Source organism: Microbulbifer sp. VAAF005 (assembly GCF_030012985.1).
In the GTDB taxonomy this organism is placed as follows: Bacteria; Pseudomonadota; Gammaproteobacteria; order Pseudomonadales; family Cellvibrionaceae; genus Microbulbifer.
Genome location: NZ_CP120233.1, coordinates 132,067 through 152,256 on the forward strand (window position 1 = coordinate 132,067; position 20,190 = coordinate 152,256).

The window sequence follows — 20,190 nt, forward strand, 5'->3', positions numbered from 1 at the left end:
AGTGCATGCTACCATTAAATTGTCTATTGGTAGTGGATATGGTAAGGGGCGCTAGGTGTGTGGTTTTTTAATTTAGGAGGCCGACGGAAAGCTATACAGGTTTTCAAAAGGGATTTGAAGCGTAAGCTTTCGGATGACTGGGGAAACAAGAAGAAATACCCTGGGGATAAAGTATCCAAGAGCGTAAAAAAACACTTCCCAAAGTATTGCAAGCATGAAGCTTATGCAATATATATGTGGTCCGGCAAAGATCAATTTGATATATATTGCACGAGTCTTGGTGTGAACCTAAGTTCAATGGATATTAGAAAAGAAATAGAGTCTTCCATTGCTTCTATGAGCAATTCTCATTGGGGGAGAGATGATTATTCTGAGAGCAACTTCTTCGATTCAGGTAACGCAGATTAAATTGAATTCAGGTAATCCTGAACGTGGTTAACGCTATGAATATCAAAAAGATATTAGAGGCTGAGGGTATCGATATAGTAAACATGTTGTCGAAATATATAGGTATAGTTGGATGCTCAGCCGAAGGTGCGGCCCTAAGTTACAAAACGATATGTACTGAGAGTCCTAAAACTTTTAGGGGTCTATAGACACCCTGAGGTTTCTATGTTTACTCATTCCTTAGGGAATTATGTGGATAGACTAAGTGCTCACGATTTAATGGGGATTGCTGAGCTAATGCTGCCCTCTGCTAAAAAGCTCAAGGCGCTGATTTCTTAACCTGCCCAGACTGTGATACGGTTATACTTGGGTGTACCGAAATTCCTTTAATTATTAATAATTCAAACTCTGCTCTTCCGACATTAAATTCAAATTATTTGTTGGCTAAGACCGTCATTAGGGAAGCTGCCGAAAACACCTGGTATTTTTAGCTTGCGGTAGAAAGTAATAGCTGAGTCTTTTTCTATGTAGAGTTGGGGATCTGGAGACACTCACCAATGGAGGTTTAGAAAGCAGCAAAGCTTTAGAAAATAGCTTCTCACATGCTAAAAAGCTTTGCTGCTGCTTATGACTATATTCAGCAATATCACAATATTTTAAGAACTGGGAAAACAATGCTGTATGCACCGGTCGGGAATCGAGGCCTAAATTGTTCTTTCTCTAAGAGAGATAATAGCAATTAAACATTATTTTACTACTTGTTTCAGTACGCCAAAGTAATTTCCGGCCATCTCCACATCATTATAATACCCACGCACTTTAAGAAATTTATGTAGCGCTTTTAGGTTGTAGGTAGGGACAGCCATAAATGCATGATGTTCACAGTGGTAGCTTAGTCCATCGGTGGGACTGACAAATAATAAGCCTAAAAGCCCCCTGGGAATGGATCGTGTATTATATTTTGGTTCCAAGTGATATAGGTCTTTGACCCCAGCGTGCTCGGCAATTTGACGCATACGTATAATAGCCATATACACAGTCAGGTAGGCAATTACCCACAAAGCATACAGTTGAGGAAATCCGGAGGCCCACAATATGGCAAACATGATGCCATTAACAAAAAGGCCGCGTGTAAGCTGGTAATTTGTCCGTTTATTTCGACTTAATAGATCTCGTCCGCTCAAAAATAAATATAGATTCGCCTTTAAACCTGTAATTCCCAAAAAATCCCGAGTAAATTTTCTGAACAGACTTTTCTTACTTACCGGGTAGTCCTTATAGTTCTTTAGGTCTGGGTCTTGATCGGTGCCAGCATTTCGGTGATGTTTTAGATGGCTTTTAATGTAGGTCTCACCATCCATTAGCAAAAAAGGAGAAGATAACCACTTTGCAACAAAATTATTGTAGGAGCGTGTTGCAAAAAGTGTTTTATGACCGGCTTCGTGCATGATCGCTGCCAACGCCTGTTGTCTTCCCGCAAGCAAGAAGATAGCTGCGATATAAGTAGACCAGTGGGGTAGCAATGCCGAAATTAAAAAAATTCCTGAAATTTCAAGCCATGTCCTTGAAACAATCCATAAAGCTTTGGTGTCACTACGCTGGAGAAAAGGCTTGAGTTCTTCTTTGCTAATAGGAACATTCATTGTGTAGCACCTTGTCGTGATTATTCGTCAACACCTAACGTCTTCAATTGATCTAGCCAAATTTTCCGACCAACGCGATCGTATTTGTGCACGATATTTCTCAACTGTTGATACCTATTTTGAGGTCTAATATTTCTCGGCAATAGAGGATCAACCGCTAGTCGATGGATAGCCTCACCACCTAAGCGACATGTCTCATACAATGTTGCGCAAACAGGTTTCCCTGAAAGAGCTTTTAGGCTATCTTCAAGAGTTTGTACAAGAGCTTCATATTCGCTATCGAGCTTCTCAACATCCCATAACTGATGAGCCCAATGGGAGGCCAGTAAATCTGGTACTTCCTGTAGTACAAAGCAATACGCACCTTCTTCGAGGCCAAGAGTTTCCAGTTCTACAGTTATTTCAGAATGAGCTAGCTTCAAATTATTAGGGCGTACCCACAATTGGTCTAGCCCAGCGGCAAAGCCATACCATTCGAGAACCATCAATGACTTCTTTCGAGTAGTACGTGATACTCCTTTGGGCAAGTGACAAGTGATCCAACTGTGATCCCAACTTTCGTAGTGAAAGGTATTTTGTTGCCAGCGATTAATAAAAGCTCGTTTCGCTAAAGCTTTTTCCGTTAAGCGGTACATGCCGCGCCCATCATGAGTAATCAGATCGCTTCCAACCAATCTATTTAACGTTACGCGAAGATTATTGGTGGAAATGTCAAATGCGTCAGATATGAACCCTAGCTGACTAGTTGAAAGCTCATGGCGCCTATTTACACCCATTAAGTCCAGTAGGACATTTTTGGGGGTAGGCTCATACGTATACTGATACATAATGATTTTAACGATCAAATCCCTGACGCGTGTTTAACTACATATTACAGACTCGAACACAACATGCAAGGTATCGTAATCTTTGCGACCTCTAAAAGGCGCCTGGATCAACGATAATAACTATCCCCGGTTGACTGGTATCGTTGCCTATTTGAGAGTTTCTTGTAATAGAGCGGTGATTTGGCGCTTTTCTCTCCCTTGGGGAGCTGGTCGGCTGGTTAGAAAAAGGGCTATATATGCTGCATTTTAACTTATACGAGATAAGCAAAGAATGCTTTTCGTTCGGCTTGTATGAGCCACGAGAGTGGCTTCTGGGTATAGGTTGAGTGCTGTTAGAAATGACTTGGAAAGTACGCTACCTCGGAATATTAGATCTCAACCCCGCCTCTGTGTGCGAATAGGTAGACTGATAAAAGTCGCCATCTTCATAGCATTATTTCTCCAATATTTGCGGCTAAGGTGAAGGAGGCCTGCTAGGGATAATAGGCTTTAGTAGGTATGTATCTTGCTTGTATGACAATTTTAGAGGGGGCATCTAGTTGCCTATCAAAACGGATAGCTGGTCGAGCGTAAGAATTTACTGAAATAAACTTTGAGAAGAGCGGGTCAAGATCGTAATGGGTCCGAAAAAAATTTCTATTAGCCACTCGTTTCAATTGTTGTCTGTTTATTGAGTGTACCCCTAAATTGTTGGTAGGCTTAAGTGGGTATCTATAAAACAGATAATAAATATTGGTCCTGGCCACTCAAAGGCAAAGCCATCTTCAATTGTAGGCTTTAGATAAAGCTTTAGCCCCGAGTGACTATCTAATATACTGAAAGCTTTTATGCCTTGGCTAATCGCTCAATGCGGTAGGGGTTATAATTTTGCAGGTGTCTCAATTATGAGTGAAATAGTAAAATTTGGAGCTATTATATATGCAAAGGATATACAGGCTCTCTCCGAATTTTATTTAAAGATGTTTGACCTATCTGTGCTGCATAAAACAGATAAGCTGGTTAGTATAGGTGGGGGAGGGTTTAATGTTGTTGTACATGCCCCGCCTGAGGAAATTCCGGAGCGGAAATTTAATGCTGTTAAATTGTATATTGCAGTTGAAAGTCTTAATACTGCAAAGAGTAAAGCGGAGGGGTTGGGCGGTAAGGCTTTGAAAGGCGAATGGTCAAATTCAATTTTTAAAGTGTGTAATATAGCGGATCCTGAAGGCAATCATATTCAGCTTAGAGAATTCCTGCAGTAGTGATAGGATAGGTTTCCCCTGAGATCTAAGTAAGGCGTAGCTTTAACTTTTGGTAAATTAATAGGAGAATGTTATTGTTGTTTGAAGGCTGGAGCCTTAGAAAATTATGAATATTATTTGACTGGGTTTATGTTTATTGAGGATAGCCATTTCCTCTCAAGGCTTAGTCTTAATGTACGGCCCAGCAATACGTCGGGCAATATCATTTTGGGGTTTAGATGGAATCGTTGTTAAAGGAATTAGTTTTTTTATCTTGTGATGCTCTCAAGGAGGAGGATCATTATCTTCGTGAGTCACTTTCTAATAATCAATGCTACTCATGCGATAAGACTGGGATTCTGAGTATAAACAATGAACGATACTATCAGTTTATAATTGCAAGGTACCTGTTTAGACACTTTTCCAGAAGGATTCAGGTAGAGTATGACCTCATTGATCTTGTTGTATTTAGGGAAGATCTCCCCTCGAAAGTAGAGGTTGCCGTGGAAATGAAGCGTTGGATGAGTTCAACAGGCAGTCCAGAAATACCAGGAATCAGAAGTGACTTTGATAAATTAAGAAAATGCGACTCATTAAAGACATTGGTTTTAATATTTTCCTCAAATCCTAAGAATGTATCAATCAAAGGTAATATTCAGTATCTCTCAAATAAAATAGATAGAGATTTAGATCCTGATCTATGGGTGTATGAATCATTTGATACAGTAGGTGGGAATGGTGCAGAAAATGTATTTTGGGTGGCAGGTTATGATCCTTTCAGTCACTCAAAATGATCGGTAGTAGGATAAGATCATTACGTATCATATCACCTATAAATCTAGACTCTTGTAAAAGTAAATAATAAGCCACTCTAGCCCCCCCCCCCCAATCGTTTCGGCAGTGAGGATATAGCCTATCCTGCAGTGATGATGTATGCAGTAGTAGAAATAAGTGAAACTGTAGGTATATAAACTATCAGCTATCCAAAAGACGCATCTAAATCAATTGCAAAATTAAAAATTTCAGGTGTAAGGGATAGTCCTCAGTATTCGAGGCCTCTGGAGTATTTGAGAAAATGCACTAGTATGGATAGTCATCAACCACTTAAACAATAAAAGGGGAAGTTAAAGTGGAGGTCAATTCAGATAAGTTACCCGTACATTCTGAACTTAAGAGGGCTCTCAGAGAAGTTATCAGTCAAGGAAACGGTGGATTTAATCTCAATATGTGGGCTACCGTAGTTGATAGAGATGGAGTCGTAAAAGCGGTTGTATTCTCGGGTAAAGATAGAGGAGATCAATGGCCTGGGAGCCGAGTCATTTCTGCACAAAAAGCAAATACAGCAAATTCATTCAGCCTTCCAGGTTTATCACTTTCTACAGCCAATCTGTTTTCAGCGGTTCAACCAGGCGGTAGTTTGTACGGTTTGCAGCATAGCAATCCAGTTGATACTAGCGTAGCTTATGGTGGCTCATCAAGTGAATTTGGCACAGAGAGCGACCCTATGATTGGTAAGAAGATTGGTGGGGTTAACGTATTTGGTGGCGGTTTAGCATTGTACAGTGAAGCTGGAGAGCTTCTTGGTGCTGTTGGGCTAAGTGGTGACAGTTCTTGTGCAGACCATAATATCGCATGGAAACTTCGGCATAAGCTCAATTTGGACTATGTTCCTGCTGGCGTCAGTCCAAGCAACGATGACAACATTGTCAACGATATTGTCGATGATGTCAGTTCAAGTGGCTGGGGGCATCCCATATGCTCGACTGAGGCTGCTGATATAGCTGCAGGTTTTTCTAAAACTCATCCGGTTAGATCTAGATGAAAATGACCAAACACGATGCTGTAAACTTATATTTCTGGTGAAATTTTTCAAGTTAACCTATTTATTTACGATTCTTTTGAAAATAGTTTTTTCAGGTAAAACATTTAGACAGTATAACTACATTAGTGGTGAGTGCGGCAGCGCTTGGCACCAATGTGTTTCTGAAGTAGTTAGTAAGGGTGTCCAGAATTGCCGGAGTTTGATGTCAATAATTTGAGATATTCCTTCGATAAATACACCAGATCTTACAGAAGCTTATATTGACTCAAGTTCCGCTAATAAGAAGGATGGAATCATATTGGAAAGCTGGTAACCGATGATAATAGTGAAAGTTCTATCTTTATACTTACTCAGGAGCTGCGAGAGGGGAGGTATGGTGATTATGAATGTGTTCTTTTGTTACATAAAGATAAGCTTGTTCTTGAATATTATTATAAAAAGGGCTGAATCAACTATAACTTGTTTTATAGCCTGGCCTGGACAGACTTATATTTTGGTAACGCAATAATGGAGACGGAGTACTGCCTACAAAAGGGGGGCTAACTTTTCGCTCTGAGGTAGTTAATTGTTACATTTGAATAAAATGGCAGAAGATATGTATTGGCTTATTAGTGGCTTTGTTGCGATATCTAATAAATTAATACTGGTGAAGTTGTTTAAAGTCCTCCGTGGTGATACTAACTTTAACTTCACACTTTTGATCTCAAGTTATATGGTTGAGATATTCCTCCAAGTACTAGAATTTTAGCTTTACACAAATTCTCTCTTCAATCAATTGTCTAGTAAGCTTATATATTTATCGGGGTAGCTTTCCTGGATTGCTATCTTTATTATGTCGAAGATAGCAAAGAGAATTGGATAATATGTACATCGATCAACCTGCTAGCTTTATATTGGCTAGAGGCGAACATCTACTTGGTATGAACTAGCGGATGTATCGTACATAAATCGATTAATGTAAGTGAAACGCTTCCGCCATACGGAGTGGTGATTTTGGGTTTATATTCTGTAAAACTCTTCTTCTATTACTTTATCTATCTCAGTAGATCAATATCTCTTCGTCTAATTGGGTGCCCTAAGCCTGTAGCTCTTTGCTGATAATGAAGCTTTAAAGGGCTACACCCCCTTAAATGAGCATGGCTTCTTATACTTCATTTCGACAGCTTTCTGTTCACGATATTGCCCGAGCAAAGAGGTGGCTATTCCTGCCATAATGATGACTCCCCCAATGATTTGAGCAAAGTTGGGGACCTCTTGCAAGATAAGAAAGGCGAAGAAGGTACCAGCAACCGGAGTGATGGCTGTCGCGATGGAGATATCAGCAGAGCTTGCACCTCCTTGAAGACCTTTAAACCATGTGATCTGCCCAAAAACGATAATGATTGCTCCGTATACAAGCATCCATACCCAGAGGAAAGGGGAAAAAAGGTCGTCAAAGTGGTTAGGGCCAAATACAGAGAGAACAATAATCGAAAAGAGGATCACTCCTGCAAGCATACGGAAAACTGAAAATACACCAATAGGAACACGATCAAGTAGTTTCCGGCTCACTTGAACGGCAATCACCCCTAAAAGTGTTGCTACCGCCGTTAAAATCTCTCCAGCTTTGGGGAGGGTTTGTAGAAATTGGTTCACAGCTGGATTTCCAACATCCAGCATTTTCATTGTCATCTGATTTTCCATTGGGGGTTGATTCAGAGCGAAAATAGCAATAACACCTACGGTTACAATAAGTGCACCGACTATCGAGAACCCTGTAGGCCTCTCCCGGAACATTACATAAGCTAGTAGTAGTCCTAAGGGTGCATCTAGGGTTGAGATTAAAACTACATTGGTTACCTCTGTAATCATTAGGGCAATAAAGAAGAATGCGGGAGCAAGAACTCCAGACATTAAAATGAGTACAAACATGTAAAACCAGTCTTTAAAGGGGTACTGCTTTAGAAGGTCGAGACGCCAATCTTTTCTATAAATGATAAGAAGAGTTATACCCGCCAGAAGATTTCCAGCGAATAAGAGGTTACAGAAGGAAATTGGATTGTGCCCATGAATGGGATAGTGGGCTCCAAGCTCGCCTATTTTAGCAACGACAGAGTTGGATGCGGCAAAAATAAGAATAGAAATCCACAACCAAAATCGAGTACTTTTTACGGCGGGTTGTTTTTCCATTTGATATCCCTTGGTCGCTGCGGCATGTTCCAGTAAATTAAATTCTTCCCGGGTTAAGCATGCCCTACTATTTGGTAACGGTGAGTGGCTTTGTCTGATGTGGACTAGTGTAGACCAATTCTAATAACTGATAGTGCTCAAAAGAAGAATGTCTATCCATGTGAAAATACTGCATCGAATGCTTCTCAGTGTGTTAAAGCCATTCTTACTTATGTTTATGAGGTGGAAAGATTATTCCGGAATTTTGTGAGAAATATGTGATTATGAGATTTGTAGTACTGGAGGAGGGTGGAATAGTCTCTTACTACTGGGGTGGAAGGAAAGAATACACCGCACTCGAGACACGCTGTGAATACATCCCTGTAAGCTCCTCATCGGTATCCATGCCTCATAGGGTCCCAAGCGCGGTGTATTCTTCCCTTCTCCCTTTTTAGTAACTTGTGTTTCTATAAGTGGAACTCCCTATGACAGTCCACTATATTTTAAATTAAATGTTCATGGCTATGAACTTACACCTTCTCAACACGTATAATGTAATGGGCTCTATGAGCGGCTATAAGGTAGAGAAGAATAAAGCCAAAGCTAACTGTATATTAAGATCGAGATTCTCAATATATAGCACAAGGATATTCTTCTAATATATAAAAATTAATATTGGCGATATAAGGTGGGTTGGCTGTTCGCCAATTTTTCTGGTTTTCCACTTTGGTTGTTAGTATTTGAAGTATGTTCTCGAGTGTTCAGGGTTGTATGTTTCTGAGAAGTTGCAAATTCTGATTATTGCAAAGCAAGGATTACGCTAATGCTGATAGCAATTCAGTGTGCATCTGTTATGCCTGCGTATCTATATATTTTATTTAACTGCTCTTGGTAAGTCCTAACTTATTGGCGATTAGATAATCTAAGCTAAATCGACCTGGGCCAGTAGCCATTAACCAAATAAATAAAATAATATATAAGACTTGAGGTAGATAAAGAAACCAGCTCATCCAATCCAGTGGCCCAATACCTTTAGGAATAACATGTTCAATTTCGACCGTAGCGATAGCAACAATCATTGTAATCGTCAATACAATTGCGACAGGTGTTGACAAGAGTCCAACAAACAATAACAGTCCACCAAAAAATTCTATACTAGCTAAAACTATCGCCATAAATTCATGGAAAGGCATTCCTATTTCATTCATCAAATTTATAAGATCTTCATGTTTTTTGGGATCGAATAGTTTGTTATATCCAGACACTGAAAAAAATAGCCCCAGAGATAGGCGTGCAACTAAAATGGGTATCCATTCCCAGCTGCGATCACCAATTAGTAGTTTTTTAATTAAAGGAGAGAGTTGTGTAAACATATATGTCCTCTTACATCCTAATTGTGAGTGCTCAGTTAAGAAGCTTCTGCACTTGAATATCTGTTTTACATTCTGTGGGTAATATTGTGTCGATATAAAATTCGTGAGCCTCGTAATTGTGCCTAAAATAATTATCAGGAAGTTAACATTTCAGATGTATGTGTAATGAGTGTTACGGGTGATTCATCGGCCAAAGGTGGAATATGTACTGATAACTTCTAATGGCCAGTCCAGCTAGATACCCATATTTGAACCAGGCTGAGATAGAACCACCTAAAAGCAGGGTAGACACGTAATGACTCATTAACCCTCAAACATCTTAGTCCAGCTAGATGTCGGGGCAAGTCAAATTGAATACTGACCTTTGAAATTGCGCCATATGATAGGCGGCGAACAGTTTGATAGCTCTCCTTTAAGTCTCCACGCAAGAGTACCTTGCGTGCTGTTTCTTCCTTCTTACGGTTAGGTTTCGCCTGAAAATGAGGATGATAATGGCGTCGGAAAATCTGGGGGAAGTTGTAATAAAAAAGACATGTTAGTGATGAGGAACATACAATGAAAACATACGCCGATACCTTTGATGTAGGTTCGCCAATTCAAAGAAACTCAAGCGGCTCTGAATTAAAGAGCTCGCTTGCCCTTGTCGTGTCATTAATGACTTTCATTGATAACTACTGATGCGCACATGGGCCCTGCACAGCAACACTAAGGGGTTTGGTGATAGAGGCGTCAATTTTGCTTGACTTCCATTCGAGTTGGTTGTAGCGCTGGAGCATTCGTACCAATGTACAGGCCCCTTCTGAGTTACTGTTTTAAGGGCACATGCTTGCTAGTGATCGCCAAGTAGTGGATGAAGATGTCATGGCGGTAACTAGCTCTTTGTAGTGGGGCAGGTCGGTGGGCGATATGGCAAGAAGGTAGGAGCTAAATAAGCGATGAAAGTCTTCTTTGGTGGCAGAATTATGAAGTCTTGAACACAAAATTTCTCTTAATCATGGCCTAATCAAGCTACAATGTGGCGTTCTAAAGGTAGTTGGCACATGGAGGCTGGTTTTGTTCCTATTTGTATCTCACCAAATACAATAGATAACCAGGCCATGCAACGGATCGGTCTAGTGAGATCGGCGATAATGTATTGTGTAGAGTTCAGAGGATTATGAGTAGTAAATTGATTGTAATGGCCATATTCATGGCTGTATGCGGGGTAGGGTGTGCTAGCCAAGAGGATCTGCTTAATGCCGAGCTTTGGTCCGGTGATCCATATGTAAATATTCCTAGTAGCGGTGGAGCTACCCAGGATTTAGGAAAAACGCCTCGAGCTAAAATGCTGGAGCAACGAGAGACTGATTTACAGGGAAAGAGTAAATTGTCAAAAGATCAAGTCCTTAATCATTTAATTTTGGGTGAAGATGGGAAGATCAATTTTTAGCTTAATTCCAGTAACACTCAAAGTGTGGGGCCTCCTGTAATTCCGGTACAAGACCATTGAAGTCATTTCGGCCACAAAAAACTGGGCTCCACAAGACAGGCTACACGTTGGACTGGTAGCGATTTGCAGTGGCAGTAGCTTTAGGGGAATTGGGTGGCGCTTGGTGAGTTCCTGTTGAGCTTGCCCCTGCTAATTGGGCAGAAGTAATAAATTTTGAGCCTGAGTCTCTTCATGGAAGGGCAATACTACTTGCGTATGGGGCGAGAGCCATACAAAGAGAGACTTTAATATCGTATTTTAACCAAATGATTACCCGGGGTAGCCGACAATCGAACCATAAAGTACGGCGGTACCAGCTGGCCGGCCTGCTAGGATATAGATCTTATTCTAGCTATCTACATCGCTTTTACTGAGCCTACGATATTTTTTACCTGTGGCTGGTTATGCTGAAGTCAGCACGATAATCATGGCCTAACATTTCTTGCCACTTCCTGCTTCTCATTCCTTTTAGGCCTCTTCACCGTGGGTGGGGATAGGCTTGAGGGATGAGTGCTTATCTTTACTTTTAGTCTTTCACCGAATTTGATCCGGTTTCGCTAATCTGGTATGCGGGGGGGGGGCAGCTAGTTTACAGTCTTCTGGTTCTAAGTGGTACGTAAGCACTAATTATTGAGAAGGCTTTGTAAGGAGCTCCTTGGGTTAACTGTGAGTCGCTAGTAACAATAAAAGGATACTAATTTGGAGGAGGTAAGTGACTCGCAGTATCAAAAAAAGTTTCCGGTTTTAAGCGTAGCCTCCTTTACCGCAAGTTTTCTATCGTTCTACTTTGTGTGATTCTCACTTCACTGATTCCTCGCTACTCACAAAGAGTGAACCCTTCGATCCTGTTGCTCATGAAATATTGTATTTAGGTTGGTATATTTTATTTTGTATCCAACCCCTTTTGGTTTTCTCGAGAAAATTCGCCATCCATAGGAAGCCTGGGTACGTGAGTGTTTTGCTCTTTGTTTTAGATGGTTAGTGGTATTGAGATGATGCCTGGAATTATGGATTTTCCAAATCCGCTGAAGCAAAGTCTATTTTGAGAAATTTTACACAAAATTATTTTCTTTGCTGTATTCTATATCTTGGGAGTGATTTATAGGTGTAGCTTGTACTCGCATAAGTACTTTATGTTTTTTGCTTCTTTAAGAATGATTCCTGCTTCTGCAATTAGAATTCCCTTTTGCCCCATAACTCCCATTGATGGGAGTGCATTTACTCTTCTATGCACATATGGACCGCTACTTATACCAGTCATTATTGATCGGCTGAAGTTTGAAGTCGTACATCCAGTTCTAAAGAGGGCGATTCCGATATGTTTGGTCACACAAGTTATTTTCACAGTGGTTTTACCAACAACAGGTATAGGGGAGGCAATATTCACGCTTACGTAACGGGGTGCATCGCCGGATATAGCTAGTAGTGGGTATCGAGTGAGGCGGCGATAATCAAGCAGGCCAGGTTGGTCATCTCCATGGAACTATGCCAAACGGTTTGCGTTGCTACCAGTAATGAATCGTTCGCTGATAGTGGGAAACTTCTATAGGATTTGGTGCTCTGTTGGATTCCCTTTCTGGAATTGCCTGCTATCAACGTCCTCTATAAATTACTTTTAGTCCATATTACTAAAAAGGGAGAAGGAAAGAATACACCGCGCTTGGGACCCTATGAGGCATGGATGCCGATTAGGAGCTTACAGGGATGTATTCACAGCGTGTCTCGAGTGCGGTGTATTCTTTCCTTCCACCCCAGTAGTAAGTGCGCACTTAAATCTTTGTTCTGTGGGACGGTCAGTCTTTTGGTGCATAGATGCCTAACTTTACTTGGTTGCCATTCACCTCAGGAGGCTCAATCTAGTTGTTTTCTAGCGGCACGCAAGATATGAGTGGCCACTCAGTGGAGGGGAGGCTTGGGAATTGATTCTTAGGGGTGGAATAGGCGGGGGTGTGGAGAAGATTGGATTAGTGGGCTTTAGAATTATTGAGAAGCGTGATATATAGATGCTGCTTTTCAGCGAACTGTTATATTTATAGAAGTAGGTTAAGGAGCCTTATTTTGGACGGAAATATCTATGAGCAACCCTCATCTGAACTTGAGCGAAATTTGGTCTTTTGTAGGGATTGCGGTTCCCAGATTTCAAGAACGGCATCTACTTGCCCAAGTTGCGGAGTGGCTCAGCAGATAGGTGGTAAGGGGAAAGTGGCTGCTGGACTGTTGGCAATATTTTTAGGCGGTTTTGGTCTTCATAGATTTTATCTGGGCCAATGGTGGGGATTGTTCTATCTTCTGTTCTGCTGGACAGGAATTCCTGGATTAATCGCTTTTATCGAAGGTATTGTGTTCTTATGCACATCTAACGAGAAGTGGTTTGACAAGTATGGAAATAAAAAGGGTGGTTCGGCATTAGTTTTGGTACTTGTACTCTTCTTTTTAATAATTCCTGTAATTGGAATATTGGCTGCCATTTCAATTCCGGCATATCAAGACTACGTTACTCGTGCTCAACAACACCAATTGGAATCCCGATAAGTTTATAATAACTTAGTGGCGGCCCTTTCTAAGAAGGGGCGTCATTAAGACGTTATGGAGAATATAAATAAGTTTAGAGCTTCGGATGCTGCTTTATACTTGTTGTGGGCCGCGTTAGTGGTTTTGTGAAATTGAGCGCATAGGGTAATCTTATATGCGGTTCTGAAGTGTCGGCATTCCCCAAAATCTCTAACTAATATACGTTGGGTTTACAATTTTGCTAAAGAAAGAGCCTTCTCGGAAAGACAAAGATTGCCGATATTCAAGCGTCTACTTCGTTCGTTTTTATCGCAGGATTTTAGGCTGTATCGTGATAATCAAAAATTGATATAACATTCAATCTTGCTGGGTGTAACCGCGATAGAGCTAGAATTATATTGCTACTATGGAGGGATGATGAATTTTGGAATTATAGAAAAATGGGATATATAGACATCGTTTTTGAACTAACAATTAACTTCCTCAAGGGATAAAAAGTTGGACGTCAAGATTCGCAATGAGAGTAGCCGAGATATTGAGCTAATCCACCGAGTTATAGAATTAGCTTTTCGGGAAGCTCCGTATACTGATCACACTGAGCAATTTATTGTGAGGGCTCTTCGCCGGGCTGGTGCGCTATTTTTGTCTCAAGTGGCTGAATTAGATGGAGAAATTTTGGGTCATCTTGCTATTTCTCCAGTCAATATTTCTGATGATTCAACTAGCTGGTATGGGCTTGGGCCGATCTCGGTATTGCCTGCGCATCAAGGTGAGGGGGTTGGTTCAAAACTAGTGGAAAAAGCCCTTGCGGACCTCAAAGAGCAGGGGGCTGCGGGTTGTGTCGTACTAGGGGACCCCAATTACTATGGGCGGTTTGGCTTTAAGGTTGTCGAGGGGTTGGTTTTGCCAGGGGTTCCTGCAGAGTACTTCCAGGCGCTGTCGTTTAACCGTAATTTTCCGCAAGGAGAGGTTGCGTACCATGAGGCATTCTCGACCCAAGGATAGCGATCGCTTAATTGGCGTTGATTTTCCAACTCTTTGCAGTTCCAAATTGGTTAAGTGAATAAGCAATGAAGTCAGTCTTTATAATCCTATTGATGTTATGCTCTCAAGTGGCGCACTCTTGCGAGTTTCTCTTTGGGACTTGGAAGTCCTCGATGAAAGAAAGCTATGATTACGCATCCCAAAATCCAAAAGTCGAGCGCAAGCAATTAGACTTTGTCAAATACGCTTTTGGCCATATGATAATTACATATTCGGAAGACTTTCTAGAGGTGCATGAAACTGAAAATATAGAAGTGGTAATAGAAGGGAAAAGCTACCCTTTTGCTTTTTCAGGGGATGTATCAGGCATAAATTACAAAACGTGTACAAGTAACTTAATCGAAGTTGAATACGAGAAATTTGGCAAAATAGATACTTACCAACTTACAGTGGTTAATGAGAACCTGTATTGGGTAAAGCTAGAGAGTGAAATTGGCCGTGAATATTTTCATAGAGTCAAGTAATCACTTAACAGGTTTAGGGGGCGGTAGCTTTACTAATACTGTTGATCACGCTCTTCTTTATACCTTGGTGATCGAAGTATTTCATTTCGAACAAGCTAATCAAAACACGACCTTTAGTAAGTATTGAGGGTAAGGTGTGTAATGCAAACCTGATCACTTACTACTGATTAACGGCTTGGTCCATTGAACTCTGGGTGTTAGGTGATGTATCCAACTGAGTATTAAATGAATGCGTCAATTAGGATCTTCAGTTGTTTTTCACTAGATTTGAATTGTCGGGGGTTAATACGGTAATCACGGCCTATTTAATCTGGGCGGGACTCTATTTGGCTAACGGTTCTGTATTACCTTCCGTATTGGAGAATCCATCCCGGGCTGCTTCTCTGTAGGCTTTTCGTATTTTTCTTTGTGTATATAGATGGTTCCCATTCGGCGAGGGGGTACGGATGCTCATCGTACTTTTATTCAGTGGGTGCCCAGGATTGCAATTTGTGTCTTACTTCAGTAGCCAGTAGCGGGATTTCCAAGTCGTGAACCTCTAAAGCCAAATCAACACAAGAAGTTCACGATAACCAGCCCAGGTAGCCTTAGATCCGTGGCAGCCACATTCCCATCGTAGCAGCAAAAATACCAATGGCCATAAACACGGTCAGCGGCACTAATGTACTGACAAACGCAATCTGGGTACCTTGTGCGGCTCCACGCTTTTGACAGTGAAAATACCATTCCAGCATGGCCAGTGGGAGCAGGTATTGGCCGAAGCCCAGGGCATATAGGAAAGGCCCGGTAAAGGATTTCCAGTCAATCCCCCAGCCGCCGGTTAGCATTGCCCAGCCCATCAAGGCTACACGAAAAAACCACACTGCACTTGCTGCCATAAAAAGGCGCAAGGCCCAGCGGCGGTGCTCAGCAATGCGTCTGGCCATCGCAGTCTGCACTGCCAGAAAAGCAAAAAACAGAATCAGTATGCCGTCCATCGTAATGCTGATCTGCGACACCAGATTGCCAAAGGTGTGCCGCGTCCAGGTCATGTAGAGCCCCGCAATACTGGCGATGACAGCGGTCAGTAGATAGCTGCGTCCCAGCCAGCGGTGGAAGTTAGGGGCATGGCGCCGCACCGAAGGGATTAGCTGAAGTGGACCACCGCCGATGACAATCGCGGCCAATAGCACGTGGCTTACCGAAGCCAGGTTGCCTAATATATCTCCCTCGCGGAAGCCTGCCGGCAGGTGTAGCCCTTTCAAGCCGTGCACTCCTGATTCGGCAATGGGTGGGTAGAAGACGGCCAGGATATAGGCAAAGAAGATCGCATGGCCGATAGCCGCGATGCAGAACCAGGTTTTTACCGACAGGTTAACTGCCCGCCGGGTATCGAATGGTCGCGGTAGTGTTTGGCTGAGTACAGCGTCGTTCATGGGGTTCTCCAGGCGATTATGGTCCGTATTGGGTCTGAGTATGCTTGCCGAACATGTTCTGCTTTTTCAGACCTACGCACATCGGCCGCAGGCAGGAATCGAACTCCCCCAAAGGGTGGAGAGTTTGCCGCTTCCGTCTCCCCGGAAAGTCCCATGACAGCTGGTTGCACCTGGTTTAGCATGCGGAAATGAAATCTTCGTCCCTAAATATGCCTGAGCCGAATCCGCCCAATGCCAGCACGGAACTGCCCAAGCTCCCTATGTGGCGGCCCTTACGTGGGCCGTTTGAGCGATGGCCGCACCTGACCGACCTGCTTATTGCGTTGCTTATGTTCTTGCTAACGCTACTGATGTGGTCGCGCAACGGCTCGCCCGGAGTGCTATCCATGCAGAGCCTGTCGGATGTTATTACTTTCCAGTGTGCATTCGTTGGCTCCTTCGCTCTGTTGTGGCGTCGCACCCACCCTTGGCAGGTACAGGCCGTTATTCTCGGCGCAACAATATTGCTGGAGCTGGGTTTGCCGGCAGATGGCATCGTGGCTATGGCGATTTCGCTGTATAGCCTCGGTCGTTACGAGGCCAATACCCGGGCCAGCTTTTTTGGCGTTATCGCGACGCTGGTTTTTGTGGCGCTTGACCAGGGTATTCCGGTTCAGCCAACTGCAGCAGGCACAGTAACGGTGATGCTGGTATGGGCGCTGTGGTATATCGGCCGCCGGCTGCGCTTTCGCGGCGAATATCTGCGATTGTTGGAAGAGAGAGCCAAGTATTTAGAGCGCGAACGCAATGCCGAATCCGAGCGTGCAGTCGCGGCTGAGCGCACTCGAATCGCCCGTGAAATGCATGATGTGGTAGCCCACCAAGTGAGTCTTATGACTGTGCAGGCCGGTGCCGCCAGGGCTATCAGCCGCAATAACCCGCAAGCTGCCAGTGAGGCTATGGCTTCTGTAGAGGAGGCTGGCCGTCAGGCCATGACGGAAATGCGTCATTTACTCGGTGTACTGCGACCGACTAATAACGACACTGCACTCACTCCGCAACCAGATCTCAACGATTTGCCAGCTCTGATTGAAAAGGTCCGACGGGTGTTAACCCTGGTTGACTACGAGACCCACGGCGCACTGGGAAAAGTGCCAACTAGCGTCGCGCTCGCCGCCTATCGCATCGTTCAGGAATCTCTCACCAATGTCATCAAGCACGTCGGTGCCGCAGCGCGAGTCCAAGTGAGTGTACGCGCAGACCACGGCACTCTCACGATTCGAGTGTGCGATGATGGAAATACTGTCGGCGAGCGGCCCATGGAAGAAACAGCTATTGACAAGCAACCCGGCGGAGGGCACGGCATCGCAGGCATGCGCGAGCGCACGGAACTGCTCGGTGGCCATTTGTATGCGGGTGTAGTCGATGGTGGTGGTTTTGAGGTATATGCACAAATACCTACAGGAATGGTGAAAACATAATGTTGCGAGTGATGGTGGTGGACGACCAGGCTTTGGTGCGGCGCGGTTTTGCCCTGATTTTGGATAACGAGCCCGATATCGAGGTGGTCGCCGAGGCCGGTACGGGTGTCGAGGCAATTGAAGCCGCGCGAGTGTACCAGCCAGATATCATCCTAATGGATATCCGTATGCCGGAGATGGACGGGCTGGAATCCACAGCGCACATACTGGAAGCTAGTGATGCAACTTGCCGTGTCATTATTTTGACCACGTTCGATCCTGATGAATATGTGTTTCGTGCGCTGCGGGCTGGCGCCAGTGGTTTTGTGCTCAAGGATATTCCCCCAGAGGCGCTGGTACAGGCAGTGCGCACCGTAGCAGAGGGCGGTGCCATGCTTGCACCGGGCATCACCCAACGCCTGATTAGCCAGTTCGCACAGAAATTGGGTGCCGGGCGCAACCTGGCAAAACGCCTGGAGCGTCTGACCACTCGGGAGCGTGAAGTGCTGGAAGCCATCGCCGCAGGCAAGAGTAATGCAGAGATTGCCGAAACCCTGTTTATTGGCCCAGCTACCGTGAAAACCCACGTTTCCAGTTTGCTGTCAAAATTGGAGCTGCGCGATCGTGCGCAGGCAGTCGTATTCGCTTACGAATGTGGCCTGGCCACTGTGGGGGAGTACGATGTCGGCTTCTAGATCAAAACCCGCTTTGCAACGCAATGCACTGAATCGCCTTGCCGCCTGTGGCGCTGTAGTTCTGGGATTGTTTTTCCTCCTTGGAGCCCAGGGCCACTTTGTTGCCACCTGGCCTTTGATAACCAGCGATGGAATTGGTTTATCCCGTCGTTTGTTGTTGATGTTGCCCGGTGTGATGCTCGCCGGCACGGCGGTGTTGAACCTCCTCCTCTGTAAGCCACTCTGGCAAGAGCGTCGCTATGCGCTAAACGTTACGCTCGCGGGTAATCTGCTTACTATGAGCTACTTGCTCTACCTGATGATACGAGGCGTTCCCAATCATCCTATTGGCACTTTCCTAGCATTGGAGATGTCTTTCGTAATGCTACTAGTAGGAACGAGGGCGGGAATGGTCTGGCCTGCGGTAGTGGCACAGGTTGAGGTGGAGAAACAGTAATGCAGGTGCTTGGGGGTTGTACTAGCTTTTAGCAGCCATCGACTTCAAAGCCGCTTTTAACTTGTTAGTTTTGACGTCTGTCTGGTAAATAAAATTCTCTATGGACCTTCGAAGCCCTGGCCAGGTCGTGTTCTCCACGAAACAATACCTGCCCACAATCCTTTCCGCACTTGATATCCCTATCAATCAGAAATGCGCCTACCACACAGTGAGGAGTGTCATCATAGTCGGCTATTGCACAAGGGGTATTTGGGTACATCGCGATATTGTTATGCGTTCCATGTCTACTTTAGTAGCTAGATACCTAGTGTTCTGTGTGGTTTTACTTTTGCCTATTGAGATGACGGGCCATATAGATTAGGTGTTTAGAGTGTCTCTGGAAAATATTGCCTTGGCATTCAGCCAAGGCAATATTATTATTTTACTGATCAACTAAGGGGAATGAACTGTTCAGCTTGAGGAAGTAGTGGTCAATTACCTCCTGTTTGGTTTCTATATCCATTTCTTCTCTATTTAACAGGCAGTGTACCAAGGAGTAGTAAGTTTGGTTACATCTCTCTTCAAATGCTAATAAAGTACCTTCGCCTTCACGATCACCTTTGTAAAGGTGATTTAGTTTACGGTAAATACTGATATACCCAGGCGCTTTTTTGCCTTTTATATCGTTTGATATTTCCAGTTTAATTTTTCCTTGTGTTTTGGGAATTAACCAGTTGTCAGCAGCTTTTGAAACACCAGTTCCTAATCCAAAGGTAATGGCGTTACCGGCTTCAGAAATACCCTGCAATACAATCTCCCTTAGCAACTCTTCAGCTACCCGCTTATTCAGGGGAATGTCAATAACTCTCTTTACTTGCTGTATTCTATTCCCAAAGATATCAATAACATCAAGGTAGTATCTTTTTATATGTTGATTTGGGGCTAGACATTTGAGTAATGTTCTTTTTTTCAATACTGTCACGACCGATAAGAGCCTTCTTTTTTATATATCCCTTTTGATAGTTTTCAGTTAAATCTCTTGTGACATAGAAATAGCCGTCTTCTTCATTATGTACAGTTACACACTCACCGATTAGGAGGTCATAATTTTTAACTAAAAAATTTTGACCGATTGAATCCCTAATTTTATACTTTATTCCGGGTGGCTTGGCATGCAGGTTGGCTGGATTGATTACTATTGCTTTAAAGTTTTCTGGAAAAATCATGGTGGCCTCCGTATGTTAGGGCGAATATTATTTAATCGCAAAATTAATTTGGTAATACTGAATTATTACCTTATGTGTTGCGGGATTAATTTC

Annotated in this window: 18 protein-coding genes; 11 read left to right on the forward strand and 7 right to left on the reverse strand. The window is 43.3% G+C overall.

Annotated features, from left to right (window positions below):
• Nucleotides 1–57 precede the first annotated feature (57 nt).
• On the forward strand, nucleotides 58–408 hold the full coding sequence (locus P0078_RS00605; RefSeq protein WP_282932544.1) for a DUF6559 family protein: 351 nt from the start codon (nucleotides 58–60) through the stop codon (nucleotides 406–408).
• A gap of 725 nt (nucleotides 409–1,133) precedes the next feature.
• Here P0078_RS00605 and P0078_RS00610 read toward each other — a convergent pair.
• Together P0078_RS00610 and P0078_RS00615 are read right to left on the reverse strand one after the other, a co-directional pair.
• On the reverse strand, nucleotides 1,134–2,030 hold the full coding sequence (locus P0078_RS00610; RefSeq protein ID WP_282932545.1) for a fatty acid desaturase family protein: 897 nt from the start codon (nucleotides 2,028–2,030) through the stop codon (nucleotides 1,134–1,136).
• A gap of 20 nt (nucleotides 2,031–2,050) precedes the next feature.
• Complete coding sequence (locus tag P0078_RS00615; protein WP_282932546.1) at nucleotides 2,051–2,875, reverse strand: hypothetical protein; 825 nt, start codon at nucleotides 2,873–2,875, stop codon at nucleotides 2,051–2,053.
• An 866-nt stretch (nucleotides 2,876–3,741) separates the two neighbouring features.
• Between P0078_RS00615 and P0078_RS00620 the strand changes: the two genes are divergently transcribed.
• The 3 genes from P0078_RS00620 to P0078_RS00630 all read left to right on the forward strand — a co-directional run bounded on the left by P0078_RS00620 (nucleotide 3,742) and on the right by P0078_RS00630 (nucleotide 5,899).
• Nucleotides 3,742–4,098: a VOC family protein gene (locus tag P0078_RS00620; protein ID WP_282932547.1), complete on the forward strand. Its 357-nt coding sequence runs from the start codon at nucleotides 3,742–3,744 to the stop codon at nucleotides 4,096–4,098.
• A gap of 218 nt (nucleotides 4,099–4,316) precedes the next feature.
• The gene (locus P0078_RS00625; RefSeq protein ID WP_282932548.1) at nucleotides 4,317–4,871 is read left to right on the forward strand and encodes a hypothetical protein; all 555 of its coding nucleotides are present in this window, start codon (nucleotides 4,317–4,319) and stop codon (nucleotides 4,869–4,871) included.
• 335 nt (nucleotides 4,872–5,206) lie between these two features.
• Nucleotides 5,207–5,899: a GlcG/HbpS family heme-binding protein gene (locus P0078_RS00630; protein ID WP_282932549.1), complete on the forward strand. Its 693-nt coding sequence runs from the start codon at nucleotides 5,207–5,209 to the stop codon at nucleotides 5,897–5,899.
• 1,116 nt (nucleotides 5,900–7,015) lie between these two features.
• Here P0078_RS00630 and P0078_RS00635 read toward each other — a convergent pair.
• Both P0078_RS00635 and P0078_RS00640 read right to left on the reverse strand, forming a co-directional pair.
• Nucleotides 7,016–8,068 carry a DMT family transporter gene (locus tag P0078_RS00635; RefSeq protein ID WP_282932550.1) on the reverse strand — a complete coding sequence of 351 codons (1,053 nt, stop codon included), beginning with the start codon at nucleotides 8,066–8,068 and terminating at the stop codon, nucleotides 7,016–7,018.
• A gap of 857 nt (nucleotides 8,069–8,925) precedes the next feature.
• Nucleotides 8,926–9,420 carry a DoxX family protein gene (locus tag P0078_RS00640; protein ID WP_282932551.1) on the reverse strand — a complete coding sequence of 165 codons (495 nt, stop codon included), beginning with the start codon at nucleotides 9,418–9,420 and terminating at the stop codon, nucleotides 8,926–8,928.
• Nucleotides 9,421–10,576: 1,156 nt separating this feature from the next.
• On the opposite strand from P0078_RS00640, the gene P0078_RS00645 reads away from it, so the two are divergent.
• The 4 genes from P0078_RS00645 to P0078_RS00660 all read left to right on the forward strand — a co-directional run bounded on the left by P0078_RS00645 (nucleotide 10,577) and on the right by P0078_RS00660 (nucleotide 14,907).
• Entirely contained in the window at nucleotides 10,577–10,849 is a 273-nt protein-coding gene (locus P0078_RS00645; protein ID WP_282932552.1) for a hypothetical protein, read from the forward strand.
• Between the two features lie 2,097 nt (nucleotides 10,850–12,946).
• The gene (locus P0078_RS00650) at nucleotides 12,947–13,420 is read left to right on the forward strand and encodes a TM2 domain-containing protein (protein WP_282932553.1); all 474 of its coding nucleotides are present in this window, start codon (nucleotides 12,947–12,949) and stop codon (nucleotides 13,418–13,420) included.
• Between the two features lie 477 nt (nucleotides 13,421–13,897).
• On the forward strand, nucleotides 13,898–14,404 hold the full coding sequence (locus tag P0078_RS00655; RefSeq protein WP_282932554.1) for a GNAT family N-acetyltransferase: 507 nt from the start codon (nucleotides 13,898–13,900) through the stop codon (nucleotides 14,402–14,404).
• Nucleotides 14,405–14,556: 152 nt separating this feature from the next.
• Nucleotides 14,557–14,907, forward strand: a complete 351-nt coding sequence (locus P0078_RS00660) for a hypothetical protein (RefSeq protein WP_282932555.1) — start codon at nucleotides 14,557–14,559, stop codon at nucleotides 14,905–14,907.
• 587 nt (nucleotides 14,908–15,494) lie between these two features.
• On the opposite strand, the gene P0078_RS00665 is transcribed toward P0078_RS00660, so the two are convergent.
• The gene (locus P0078_RS00665; RefSeq protein WP_282932556.1) at nucleotides 15,495–16,322 is read right to left on the reverse strand and encodes a DUF2306 domain-containing protein; all 828 of its coding nucleotides are present in this window, start codon (nucleotides 16,320–16,322) and stop codon (nucleotides 15,495–15,497) included.
• Between the two features lie 188 nt (nucleotides 16,323–16,510).
• On the opposite strand from P0078_RS00665, the gene P0078_RS00670 reads away from it, so the two are divergent.
• The 3 genes from P0078_RS00670 to P0078_RS00680 are packed head-to-tail and all read left to right on the forward strand — an operon-like array spanning nucleotide 16,511 to nucleotide 18,892.
• A complete protein-coding gene (locus P0078_RS00670) occupies nucleotides 16,511–17,782 on the forward strand; it encodes a sensor histidine kinase (protein WP_282932557.1) in 1,272 nt (423 codons plus the stop codon).
• Nucleotides 17,782–18,456 (forward strand): response regulator, encoded by a 675-nt coding sequence (locus P0078_RS00675; RefSeq protein ID WP_282932558.1) that lies wholly within the window; start codon nucleotides 17,782–17,784, stop codon nucleotides 18,454–18,456. The genes P0078_RS00670 and P0078_RS00675 overlap by 1 nt, the downstream gene beginning before the upstream one ends.
• On the forward strand, nucleotides 18,443–18,892 hold the full coding sequence (locus P0078_RS00680) for a hypothetical protein (protein WP_282932559.1): 450 nt from the start codon (nucleotides 18,443–18,445) through the stop codon (nucleotides 18,890–18,892). Before P0078_RS00675 ends, P0078_RS00680 begins: the two co-directional genes overlap by 14 nt.
• A gap of 421 nt (nucleotides 18,893–19,313) precedes the next feature.
• Here the strand turns inward: P0078_RS00680 and P0078_RS00685 are convergent, their stop codons facing one another.
• Together P0078_RS00685 and P0078_RS00690 are read right to left on the reverse strand one after the other, a co-directional pair.
• Nucleotides 19,314–19,679: a hypothetical protein gene (locus P0078_RS00685; RefSeq protein WP_282932560.1), complete on the reverse strand. Its 366-nt coding sequence runs from the start codon at nucleotides 19,677–19,679 to the stop codon at nucleotides 19,314–19,316.
• Between the two features lie 100 nt (nucleotides 19,680–19,779).
• Entirely contained in the window at nucleotides 19,780–20,097 is a 318-nt protein-coding gene (locus P0078_RS00690) for a hypothetical protein (RefSeq protein ID WP_282932561.1), read from the reverse strand.
• Nucleotides 20,098–20,190: the final 93 nt, after the last annotated feature.